The sequence below is a fragment of the Gracilibacillus sp. JCM 18966 genome (assembly GCF_055392695.1).
In genome coordinates, this window is sequence record NZ_AP043883.1 from 2,193,474 (window position 1) to 2,205,206 (window position 11,733).

The window sequence follows — 11,733 nt, forward strand, 5'->3', positions numbered from 1 at the left end:
CACTGATAAAGGTCTCCTATTATCAGTGAATAATTAATTATTTTGTGAATTAGCTTGGCAAATTCTAACGAGTAAAAAAATGATTGTGAAAGGAGTGGGATGTGAATTGAGGATAGAAAGCAGTTTGTATATGGAAGAAGAAGAGTTTCCATTCTGGATTGACCATACTGTTCATACAACCCGTAACACACCACCAATACACGCACATGATTTTATTGAGTTAGTTTATGTCACAGAAGGCGAGGCGGAGCATCTTTTTGAAGGGGAGCACTATCCATTATCAAAAGGGGATGTCTTCATCATTAATCCTGGGGAAGTACACACCTATCAAGTCAAACCAAATAGTGAATTAGGGATTGTTAATTGTCTCTTTATGCCTAGCTTATTTAATGAAGCATGGTTACGTGGACTAGGAATATCTGAATCGATGGACTATTTCTATGTACATCCATTTTTAGAAAAATGCGAACGATTCCATCGTTGTTTAAAATTAAGAGGACAAGAGGCAGAAGATATTCGAGCTAAGTTAGAAGAACTTGCAGACGAATTTAAAAGTAAAAGAAAGGGATATTCTCCTTTAATTCGCCTACAACTAGTACAGTTGCTTATTGTATTATCGAGAATCTACGTAAGACAAAACGTTATTACAGAACCATTAAATGTTAAAGCACATGAAAGGAAAATGTTTATACAACGGATTTGCGGTTATTTGGAAAGACATTACGATCAGAAGATAACCATTGCTAGTCTATCTGAACTATTCAATATTAGTACTCGTCATTTGAATCGAACTTTCAAGGCGGAGACAGGAAAGACAGTTATTGAGTTTATTCATCACATTCGGATTACAAGAGCAATGAAATTGTTAACAGAGACGAATGAAAAGGTAATTTGGATTGCGATGGACGTAGGTTATGATGATCCGGCATTTTTCACTCGATTATTTACGAGGAAGGTCGGTTGCTCACCTGGAAAATATCGTGATCAAAGTAATGTAGAAACCTTACAAAGTGATCTGCCAGGCTGTTAATCAATTGTATAGGGAGGATTCTATAATGAAAAAACCGAATGTTATTATGTTTGGTATCGATAGTTTAAGACGTGATTATATGAGTAGTTACGGATATCATCGCTTGACTACACCACACATGGACAAAATTGCAAGTGAAGGAGTGTTATTTGAAAATCATTTCAGTCCGAGTATACCGACTACGCCAGCATATGCTTCTATGCTTACAGGTATGGATTGCTTTGGTACGGATGTTGTGGCGTTAAGACATCAAGGAGGCCTAGGAAATCATGTGAAAACATTACCAGAAATTTTGGCGCAACATGATTATAATACAACATGTATTGGTTTTACCAATAACCCTTCTTCAAGAGGATTTCAAAAATACTTAGAATATGAAGCATGGCAGCCTGACGAAACAGGAAGATGTCCAAAAGCCGAAAATTTGAATGAAGTAGCTATTCCTGAATTAAAGCGGCTGAATAAAGAAGATAAACCATTCTTTTTATTTTTAAGACATATGGATCCTCACTCACCGTATTTGCCACCAAGACCATTTGAACGCATTTTCTATGATGGTGATGAAAAAGATCCAACCAATCAATCGATGGAACCTGTCTATAACTTTAAACCACATGCAGACTTTTTTAAGTCATGGATTCCACAAGGAGTTACCGATCAACGCTATGTATGCGCCCAATACGAAGGCGCTATAGCCTATATGGATGCATGTATTCAGCATATTTTTACTACGGTAGAAGAGTTAGGAATTGAAGAAGAGACATTGATCGTGTTGACATCAGATCACGGTGAGACATTATATGAGCATGAATGCTTTTTTGATCATCATGGCATGTATGACAATTGTTTAATTGTTCCCCTCATTCTTAAGTTCCCTGGACAATTAACGGAAGGAAAACGTATCACAGATACTACGGTGATCCAAGATATAACACCAACTATTTTAGAGTTATTAGGGATTGAAACAGATATTGCTTTTAATGGACAAAGTCTAGCCCGTGCTATAAAAGGGGAGGAATTGGCACCAATAGCAGAGTTTTATATCACGGAATGTACCTGGATGAGAAAGCATGGCTGGCGTACACCAGAATGGAAGCTGATCCAAGCATTGGAGCCAGATTTTCATTTTAAACCAGAAATAGAATTATATCATTTGGTGAAGGATCCTGAGGAAATTCATAATCTAGCTAGTGAAGAACCTGAAATGGTATACGTTTTACAGCAAAGAATGAAAAATTATATTGCTGAACGTGAAGCAGAGACCGGAAGGGTAAATCCTATCTATACAAATATTCATTATCACGGATTAGAGGAAGGACCACTAAAATCTTCTCAAGAAGCTTATGATAAGTTATATCTTGGTTCGATATCCAATGCACGAAAGATTCAAGCCAAATAAAGAGACTGGGACAATAGGGGAGAATGAGAATCTGAACCAGCTTGACTCTGCCACTTTGCAAAGTAAGCAGAATGCTGTGCACAAATATTAATGTTCGTATTTTTCTTCTTCCTACTCTTTTGTCCCGTTCTCTAAAGGGAGGAAGCTTATGGGGACTTTTGGTATACTTAAAATTCCTGAATGGATAATAAAGTTCACCTATGTTAATCTGTTATGGATTAGTTTTTCTCTAATAGGTTTGTTTCTGTTTGGTTTGATACCAGCTACTATTTCCATGTTTGCGATTTTTCGAAAATGGATCATGGGTGATACAGACATTCCAATACTAAGGAGTTTTTGGTTGTTTTATAAAGAGGATTTTATAAAAAGTAATTTGCTGGGGCTGATTCTGTTTGTTGTTGGAATCACTTTATATATTGATTTTCAATTGCTTCAGCATGCCAGTAATAATGCTTGGATAACGATTATCTCTTACGTAGTTGCCGTGTTAACCTTTATGTATATCTTAACAGCCTTGTACGCATTTCCAGTTTTTGTTCATTATAAAATGTCCGTTATCAGCGTGTTGAAACACTCCTTTTTAACGATGATCGTATCTCCCCTTTCTACATTGATGATAGCTGCTGGAAGTATTATACTATACTTATTGCTCAGGAATTTCTTAGGGCTAGTGGTTATGATAGGACCTAGTCTATTTGCCTTTTTAGTGATGTTTTCTGCATATCAGTCCTTTTCTAATATTTGGCGATTAAAAAGCGTTTAAGTAGTGAGAAATGAATATAATAATAGATCATCTAGTCTTAAAGGATTAGATGATGTTTTGTTGGACAGGAGTAATTCCATTCGACGTTTATTCCTTCACGTCGAATAGAATACTCGTTTATTTTTGTAAAAGTTTCTCGAGTCTTTTGGAGGAAGGATTCTTTAACCAATCCTCCCAGGTTAGCCCTACATTCCTTAGAATTTCTTCAATTCTTCTATGGAAGGGAAGACCTTCTTGTTCCAGTTGCATTTCCATCGGGTCTTCTTGCCCTTCTAAAATGCTCTCGATCCAATTATCTAGTTGATTCTCTAGTTTGTCTGCAATCTGAGGATGAGAAAGTATTAGATTTACTGTTTCTTGTGGATCGTGGTGCAAATCATATAATTCCCTTGGTGGACGAGAGAAGGGGCCGCTGTCTCTTGTACGAATCAATTTGAAACGATCATTCCTTACACCTCTTGCTGCTTGCCATGCACATTCACTTAAATAGATAGTGGACTCTGTTCCGTTAGCTTCCCCCAACATAGACGGCCATAAACTTTTACCATCAATGTCTTTTAGTAATGTGGAAGATAAATCAATTGCTTCCAAGATCGTAGGCATCAAGTCGACTTGTTGAACCATTCCTTTTACTCTTCTTCCTTCAGGGATTTGGTTAGGCCATCTTATAATCAATGGAACTTGTACGGTTGTATCATATAGGCCACAATGATCCCAGTAGATGTCATGTTCTGTTAAACTTTCCCCGTGATCACCAAAAATAATAAGCATTGTTTCTTCCTTAATATTCAGTCTCTCTAAATAGTCATCTATTTCCCTTAATTTATCATCTAAGTAGCGTACTTCTGCATCATATAATGCATTGACGTATTCAGCATCTGTGACAGGACCTAATAAGTCAAAATGATGATGTTTAAAAAAAGGATAGGCTAAATGACTATAGGCTGGTTCCATACTCTTGTTTTGTTTATCATAAGGGTCTTTGCTGAAATCATAAAAATTTTTCACATATTCTTTTGGAGGTAAGTATGGAGTATGAGGATCCCAGTAATGAAGGAATAGAAAAAAGTCTTCATCTTTGTGCTCCCTGAGCCAAGGTTTCGCCAGTTCATTTATCGTGGCACCGTCGATCCAACGTCTATTTCCAACACTATTAATATAGTAACGAAATCCTCGTGCAAACCATTCTTTTAATTGGTATAAGTTATCCACAGCACCAGTTGTAAATCCAGATTGGCGTAACATAGTGGGTAGCCATTGTGTAGATTTAGAAAGGATACTTAGTTGTGATCCGTGCGAGACTACTCTTGTTCGCAGTCCTACTTTTCCAGTAAAAATAGATGTATGAGCAACTTCTGTTGGTATATCAGATGCAAATGCTTTTTCAAACAGCACGCCTTCTGAGGCAATTTGATCAAGATAAGGACTTGTTGGTTTACTATATCCATAGCAACCTAATCTGTTTGCTCTGAGAGAATCAAGTGAAATCATGATGATCTTCAAAAAGACAACCCCCTTCTTCTTGTCATGATATCTTCATTCTAACTAGATTAGATCTTGTTATCGACACGGATCAAGCCATGTTCATGGTCAATTGCGCCAAGAAGGCTCTAAATTTTTTAAAGTAATTCTCTCTTGTTGATGATAAAATGAAAAAAGAAAATCTTACTATAGAAAGGAGATAATTCTATTGATAAACATTCAATTAATGAATGAGCAGGATTTTGACTTTTTCACAGATATGTTATACGAGTCGTTTTACATTCCAGAAAATAAGCCTTCCAAGGAAGTGTTATTAACTTCATCCCAGTTGAAAAAATACAGTGAAAGTTGGGGGAGAGAAGGGGATAGAGCCATTATTGCTTATACGAATGAAGGTAATCCTATCGGGGCAGCTTGGTATCGCTTATTTACAAAAGAAAACCAAGGTTACGGCTATATCGATGAACAAACTCCTGAATTAGGTATTGCGATTAGTAGTGAAGGAAGAGGAAAAGGAGTTGGAACCATACTCATGAAAAGTTTAATCAAGTCGGCTAATGATGATGGCTTTTCCTCCTTATCACTAAGTGTCGACCCAGAGAATTTAACAGCATTACACTTATATCAAAAATTAGGATTTCAAAAATGCGGTGAGTCTGGGACTTCTTGGACAATGGTTTTAGCCATTAATAGACCCCATCTTAGATGAGCATTTACTGTTTTATACCGATAACTCGCAGCCTTTTATAATCTGCTACCCATTTTCCATCGATATACAACTTATCTTTTACTTCGGCTTCAATACTTTCTAGTGTTTTCACCATCGCTTGTGTATCCATATCTATAAACATATTAGAAGCGAACATTTCGATCCAATTTCTTAAGCCATCCTCACCATGAAGAACGGTAGGTCGATCAAAGTGATGAGCAAATACAACTCGAAATCCTACTTTCTCCATTAGAGCAGAGTATTGACCAATACTAGGAAAATACCATGGGTAACGATCAGAATTCTCACTAACTTTTAAATGTTTTTTCAATTGGTCAGTTATAGTTTGAACATTACCTTGACCACCAAATTCTGCTACAAATCTTCCTCCAGGCTTTAAAGCATGGTGAATGTTGCGAAGGGCTATTTCAGGTTGTTTTACCCAATGAAGGGTAGCATTGGAAAACACAGCATCAAACTCATTGGAATAGTCCAGTTGTTGGATATCTTGTACTTGGAAATGAATATTAGGATATTTTGCTCTTGCTTTGTTGATCATATTTTCCGATTGGTCGACTCCGATGACATTTGTCCCGTATTTCGAGATTCTCTCAGCTAAATCCCCTGTACCACAGCCTAAATCAAGAATATTTTCCCTTTTCCTTGGTGCTAAAAGATCAATGACATCCTCTCCGAATTTTGAGACAAATACATGCTTTTGGTCATATAATGTTGCATTCCAAGAGTCAATCGCCATGAAACCCCTCCCACTTAAAATTATAAATAGTATATAAGTAATAAAAAAAGTTTTCAATCAACTTCCAATCGATAAAGCAATATTTAGCCATTTTGGATGGAGTTTTGAGTATGTATAGAGAATAAGCTATTTAAGGGGGAAAAACAATAAAAAGTTTTTTCGGGAGGTTCCTTTTATGAATAAACAAGTAAACAGTGTGAACTATAAGTGAATTTTATAATGCATAGAAAGTTCCCTTCAATGAAACTTGTTTTTGAATAATATAGGATGATCCATCATATGCTATCTTAAAATTGTTTGGTTTCGAAATAGGTACAACTGTTATAAAGGTAGGTTGATTGGATTGAATATCGCGGACATCATGACAGTTATTGGTTTTATCTTTGTTACGGTAATATTGCTTGTTCTAATCGTGATGGGCATCTATCTATACCTAATAGACCGATCGCAAAAACAACACCCTGTACTAAGAAATTATCCTGTAATCGGACGTATCCGTTACTTTTCTGAAAAAATTGGACCAGAGCTTAGACAATATTTTTTTAACAATGATAATGAAGGAAAACCTTTCTCGCGTAGGGATTACCAACATATTGTTCGAAAAGCAAAATATAAGCGTGATGTCATTGGTTTTGGATCACAAAGGGACTTTGAGGAAGCGGGTTTCTATATTCGCAATTCATTGTTTCCGAAGCTAACAGAAGAGTTAAAAATGGATCATGATACAAGGGTAGCTACATATCGTTATTTGCTGTTAAAGGATCCCTTGTTTATGGATAGAGAAGAAAAGCTTGAAAAACATGAATCAGAAGCTTATTTATTACCAGAAGAGGATGCAATAGTAATTGGAGAAAAAACGACACATCCCTTCATAGTAAGAGGGCAAATTGGGATGTCTGCTATGAGCTATGGTTCGCTTGGAGAAAAAGCAATTACGGCTTTGTCTGAAGGGCTAGGTATTGCTAAAGGTACTTGGATGAATACAGGGGAGGGGGGATTATCTGAATATCATTTAAAAGGTGGGGTTGATATTATTATGCAAATTGGCCCCGGCCTATTCGGTGTTCGGGATAGGGATGGTAACTTTGATTGGGATGAACTACTTGAAAAGAGTAAACTACCTCAAGTTAAAGCATTTGAAGTAAAGCTGGCCCAAGGAGCGAAAACACGTGGTGGTCACATTGATGGAGAAAAAGTAACAGAAGAAATTGCAAGAATTCGTCGTGTTGAGCCATATAAATCTATAGATAGCCCTAATCGTTTTACTGATTTTAGCGATATTCCATCATTGTTTGGATTTATTGATCAAATTCGTCAACATACTGGCAAACCTGTTGGTATGAAGATTGTTGTTGGCAGTCCTGATGAAGCAGATGAATTAGCACGAAGTATCCGTGATTTAGCTACCGGTCCCGACTTTATTACAATTGATGGTGGTGAAGGTGGAACAGGAGCATCCTACCAAGAGTTAGCTGATAGTGTTGGCCTTCCGATTCGGTCTGCATTACCACTAATTGATGAAGCATTAAAAAAATATGAGATACGAGATCAAGTCAAAATCATTGCCTCCGGAAAATTATTTTCTCCTGATCGTGTAGCTATCGCATTAGCAATGGGGGCAGATCTTATAAACATTGCTCGTGGCTTCATGATAACAGTAGGATGTATTCAAACATTAAAATGTGCATCCAATGCATGTCCTGTTGGTGTAGCAACAACAGATCCAGAATTGCAGAAGGCACTCGTCATTGATGAAAAGAAATGGCGAACAGCTAACTATGTTATAACGATGAGAAAAGGACTTTATAGAGTAGCCGCTGCAGCTGGTTTAGATTCTCCAATAAAATTTAATCGCCAGCATGTTGTATATAAGGATGAGAAAGGAAAAATAGAACATTGGTAGAAATAGTATTTAATGAGTTAGTCAAAATTTAGTAACAAAATGGATATCTCAAAGTATGGAAGGCCATTTTGCTCAAGGAATAAGATGAAGATATCCGTTATCAAGGCAATATCAGTCATTTTGCCAGATAATTAAGGTGAAAATGGCTGTTATCCAGTGAATAAACACCATTGTACCGAGGAGATCATAGAAAACTAAACCTACATTGTCCTATTATTTTGGGAGGTGATCCATCCAAAAAAAGTCCATACTCACTCTTTCTAAAAATTCTGTAAACATTGTAATTATAATTTTATTCTTTTTTTGACTATGATACTATGAAACAGAATTACTTTAGTTTGAAAGACTTATATGAGAAAAAGAGGTGTCGTATTGATGAAGATTATCGTAGCAGGTGGAGATGGTTTTTGTGGATGGCCTACCGCACTTTATTTATCTAAAAGAGGCCATGATGTTTCTATTATTGATAGCATGGTAAGAAGAAAGATTGATAGTGAGCTACATTCTAATTCACTTACACCAATTGCAAGTCTTGAAGAACGAGTTGCAAAATGGAAAGAACTAACGGGAAAAGAAATCCGAATTTATGAAGGAGATCTTGTGCATTACGATTTCTTAAAAGAAGTTTTGAAAAGAGAAGAACCAGATGCTTTTGTCCATTTTGCTGAACAAAGATCTGCTCCTTACTCAATGATTGATCGAGAACATGCGGTGTATACTCAGACGAATAATGTAACCGGTACACTGAATGTTCTTTTTGGTATAAAAGAATTGGTCCCTGATTGTCATTTGATAAAGTTGGGTACACTAGGAGAATACGGTACTCCAAATATTCAGATAGAAGAAGGCTATATTGAAATCGAACATAAAGGTAGAAAAGATGTACTACCATTTCCGAAACAGCCTGGCTCCTTCTATCACCTGTCAAAAGTACATGATAGCCACAATATTATGTTTGCTTGTAAGATCTGGGGCATCCGGGCAACAGATTTAAATCAAGGAATCGTTTATGGATTAGATACAGAAGAAACACGACTTGATCCCGTACTAACCAATCGATTAGATTATGATGGGGTATACGGTACCGCATTAAACCGATTTATTATTCAATCAACAGTTGGTCATGACCTAACAGTGTATGGAAAAGGCGGACAAACAAGAGGCTTTTTACATATTAAAGATACCGTACGCTGTATTGAAATTGCAGCTGAAAATCCTGCAGATCATGGCGAATTCCGAGTCTTTAATCAATTCACAGAAGAATTTAGCGTTGGAGATTTAGCGAATAAGGTCCAAAATGTAGCACAACAAGAAGGATATCAAGTCAACATTTCGAATTTAGATAATCCAAGAGTAGAGCTTGAAGATCACTTTTTCCATGCAGAAAATACGAAATTAAAAGATCTTGGATTGGAACCACATTTATTAGATGATGAAGTGATAAGAGAAATCCTTAAAACAGTAGAAAACCATAAGGATCGTGTCATCGAAGCGAATATTTTACCAAAAGTTACTTGGAAATAATATGTTGGCTCTCCTGACAAATTCCAAATTCTGAAGGATGATTTCCGAATGAAAATTTTACTGATCACCGAAACATTTTTACCTTCAACCGACGGTGTCGTAACACGACTAACCAATAGTATCCGATATTTCATTAAAGCTGGGCATCAGGTGCAGATTATTGCACCTGATCTCGGTGTGTATGAATTTGAAAGTGCTAAGGTTATTGGTGTTAAGGCCCGTCGTTTATTCTTTTATCGTTCTAAACTATTTGCCTTTCCTACACCAAAAGTAAAAAAGATGATTCGAGATTTCGATCCTGATGTTATGCATGTTGTCAATCCTGCACTTATTGGGGCAGCGGGTATTTACTATGGAAAAAGGTTAAACTATCCATTGCTTGCTTCCTTCCATACGCAAGTACCCAAATATGCTGACTACTACCATTTATCGATTTTTAAAGGATTGCTATGGTGGTATTTTCGGAAATTACATAACAATGCTGATCTAAATCTTTGTACATCTCAGGTAGTGCATAAAGAACTGGTGGAACAGAACTTTAAAAATTTACATGTATGGAAACGCGGAGTAGATACCTCCTTATTCCATCCACGTAATTTTCATAAAAAAATGCGGGAGACTTTATCTGGCGGCCATACAGATAAAAAACTTTTACTCTATGTTGGGAGATTGGCTCCAGAAAAAGAAATTGAAAAGATTAAGCATGTGTTAGAGGCATCATCAGAGTTCGTATTAGCTATCGTGGGGGATGGTCCACATCGCAGTTCATTAGAGCGGCATTTTGCTGGAACGAATACTGTCTTTACAGGGTTCTTGCATGGACAAGCACTAGCTGAGGCTTATGCTTCCTCAGATGTTTTTGTATTTCCATCAACAACAGAAACGTTAGGCTTAGTGATAACGGAAGCAATGGCTTCAGGTCTACCAATTGTTGCAGCGAAAAGTGGACCGACCTGTGAACAAATCAGTGATGGTCAGACGGGTTTACTATATGATCCAAATAGGAAGGAAGACTTTACAACAACTATATTGCAATTCGAAGATGAAACATTAAGAAAAAGGTTAGCAAAAAGGGCAAGAGAAGAGATTGCAGAGATGGGTTGGGATGAACAATCGAAGCAGGTATTAAATTTTTATCTCCAACTAGCGGGCAAAAAGAACAACAGCTATCAAATATCAAAAAAGCAAAACAAATAATAGAGGTTAGTGTCTTGTTATGAAGCGTTCAAAAGAAACGAATAATAAACGAAAAAGTGGTCCCTTTCAGTTTTTACAATTCGGCGTAATCGGGATTGGTAATGCATTAATTGATATTGGTACCTTAAATCTTTTATTAATCCTATTTTATACTGAGGATCGAATGATGCTAACTATCTATAATTCCATCTCGTATACTTTAGCAATAGCGAATAGTTATTTCTGGAATGCGAATATTACCTTTAACCGTACATCGAAAGGGAGTAGCTACCAAAGAATCGGTTTTTTAATTCAAAGCATGATTAGTTTAGGTATAAGTAACGCTGTATTTATTGGATTAAATAATTTCTTGGAATGGCTACATGTTCAAAACTGGTTAAGATATAATATTGCAAAGGGACTAGCAATGCTATTATCTTCATTAGCCAGTTTTTTTATGGTGAAATACATTGTATTTAAAGATTATAAAAGATCTACTAGAAAATAATATGCTGGAAAGTTACAATAAATTCCTTAATAGGAGGGTGGACATGGATTTCTATGTGAAAGAAGGAGGAGTAAGGACCAAGCTTCCCTATGATCAGTTAGACATTTCTGGAAATGAAGAATTTGGATTTCGTCCATTTCAACTAATGGTTGCGTCTGTGGCAGGCTGTAGTGCTTCTGTATTCCAAAAGATTCTCACTAAAAAACGCATCAATATCGATGATTTAACTATATCAGCAGAGGTAAAACGGGATCCTATACAAGCTAACAGGATTAGCTCTATTTCCTTGACATTTATGGTGAAAGGACATCATTTAGACCGGGATATTTTAGAGAAGAGTCTAGAGATTGCAAGAAAAAATTGTTCGATGATACGTACAATAGAGAACTGTGTAGACATTACTGAAAAACTAGAAATTATTCCACTTAGCAAATAATGTATAATTTTCCTATCCTTTTGTCAAACTAAGCAAAAAACGAAAG

At 36.4% G+C, this 11,733-nt stretch carries 11 protein-coding genes; 9 read left to right on the forward strand and 2 right to left on the reverse strand.

What is annotated here, in order from left to right; all coding sequences use genetic code 11:
• Positions 1-106: 106 nt before the first annotated feature.
• The 3 genes from ACZ5N5_RS10525 (at position 107) to ACZ5N5_RS10535 (ending at position 3,192) form a co-directional block, all read left to right on the forward strand.
• Positions 107-1,030 carry an AraC family transcriptional regulator gene (locus ACZ5N5_RS10525; RefSeq protein WP_181397669.1) on the forward strand — a complete coding sequence of 308 codons (924 nt, stop codon included), beginning with the start codon at positions 107-109 and terminating at the stop codon, positions 1,028-1,030.
• Positions 1,031-1,055: 25 nt separating this feature from the next.
• Positions 1,056-2,429, forward strand: coding sequence for a sulfatase (locus tag ACZ5N5_RS10530; RefSeq protein WP_277678259.1), 1,374 nt, complete (start codon positions 1,056-1,058; stop codon positions 2,427-2,429).
• 148 nt (positions 2,430-2,577) lie between these two features.
• Entirely contained in the window at positions 2,578-3,192 is a 615-nt protein-coding gene (locus ACZ5N5_RS10535; protein ID WP_054787292.1) for a DUF624 domain-containing protein, read from the forward strand.
• 117 nt (positions 3,193-3,309) lie between these two features.
• Here ACZ5N5_RS10535 and ACZ5N5_RS10540 read toward each other — a convergent pair whose 3' ends face one another.
• Entirely contained in the window at positions 3,310-4,695 is a 1,386-nt protein-coding gene (locus ACZ5N5_RS10540; protein WP_464372445.1) for a sulfatase, read from the reverse strand.
• 187 nt (positions 4,696-4,882) lie between these two features.
• On the opposite strand from ACZ5N5_RS10540, the gene ACZ5N5_RS10545 reads away from it, so the two are divergent.
• Positions 4,883-5,383: a GNAT family N-acetyltransferase gene (locus tag ACZ5N5_RS10545; protein WP_054787295.1), complete on the forward strand. Its 501-nt coding sequence runs from the start codon at positions 4,883-4,885 to the stop codon at positions 5,381-5,383.
• 4 nt (positions 5,384-5,387) lie between these two features.
• On the opposite strand, the gene ACZ5N5_RS10550 is transcribed toward ACZ5N5_RS10545, so the two are convergent.
• Positions 5,388-6,140, reverse strand: coding sequence for a class I SAM-dependent methyltransferase (locus tag ACZ5N5_RS10550; protein ID WP_464372446.1), 753 nt, complete (start codon positions 6,138-6,140; stop codon positions 5,388-5,390).
• Positions 6,141-6,483: 343 nt separating this feature from the next.
• Here ACZ5N5_RS10550 and ACZ5N5_RS10555 point away from each other — a divergent pair, with 343 nt between their 5' ends.
• The 5 genes from ACZ5N5_RS10555 to ACZ5N5_RS10575 all read left to right on the forward strand — a co-directional run bounded on the left by ACZ5N5_RS10555 (position 6,484) and on the right by ACZ5N5_RS10575 (position 11,687).
• Entirely contained in the window at positions 6,484-8,043 is a 1,560-nt protein-coding gene (locus ACZ5N5_RS10555; RefSeq protein WP_464372447.1) for an FMN-binding glutamate synthase family protein, read from the forward strand.
• Between the two features lie 375 nt (positions 8,044-8,418).
• Positions 8,419-9,567, forward strand: a complete 1,149-nt coding sequence (locus ACZ5N5_RS10560; RefSeq protein WP_277678264.1) for an NAD-dependent epimerase/dehydratase family protein — start codon at positions 8,419-8,421, stop codon at positions 9,565-9,567.
• 48 nt (positions 9,568-9,615) lie between these two features.
• Positions 9,616-10,764: a glycosyltransferase family 4 protein gene (locus tag ACZ5N5_RS10565; RefSeq protein WP_464372448.1), complete on the forward strand. Its 1,149-nt coding sequence runs from the start codon at positions 9,616-9,618 to the stop codon at positions 10,762-10,764.
• Positions 10,765-10,783: 19 nt separating this feature from the next.
• Entirely contained in the window at positions 10,784-11,251 is a 468-nt protein-coding gene (locus ACZ5N5_RS10570) for a GtrA family protein (protein WP_109985580.1), read from the forward strand.
• 43 nt (positions 11,252-11,294) lie between these two features.
• A complete protein-coding gene (locus ACZ5N5_RS10575) occupies positions 11,295-11,687 on the forward strand; it encodes an OsmC family protein (RefSeq protein ID WP_109985579.1) in 393 nt (130 codons plus the stop codon).
• Positions 11,688-11,733 lie beyond the last annotated feature (46 nt).

Coding starts and splice junctions, on each gene's coding strand:
- ACZ5N5_RS10570 (WP_109985580.1), top strand. CDS start 10,784: ATGAAGCGTTCAAAAGAAACGAATAATAAACGAAAAAGTGGTCCCTTT.
- ACZ5N5_RS10565 (WP_464372448.1), top strand. CDS start 9,616: ATGAAAATTTTACTGATCACCGAAACATTTTTACCTTCAACCGACGGT.
- ACZ5N5_RS10535 (WP_054787292.1), top strand. CDS start 2,578: ATGGGGACTTTTGGTATACTTAAAATTCCTGAATGGATAATAAAGTTC.
- ACZ5N5_RS10530 (WP_277678259.1), top strand. CDS start 1,056: ATGAAAAAACCGAATGTTATTATGTTTGGTATCGATAGTTTAAGACGT.
- ACZ5N5_RS10550 (WP_464372446.1), bottom strand. CDS start 6,140: ATGGCGATTGACTCTTGGAATGCAACATTATATGACCAAAAGCATGTA.
- ACZ5N5_RS10560 (WP_277678264.1), top strand. CDS start 8,419: ATGAAGATTATCGTAGCAGGTGGAGATGGTTTTTGTGGATGGCCTACC.
- ACZ5N5_RS10575 (WP_109985579.1), top strand. CDS start 11,295: ATGGATTTCTATGTGAAAGAAGGAGGAGTAAGGACCAAGCTTCCCTAT.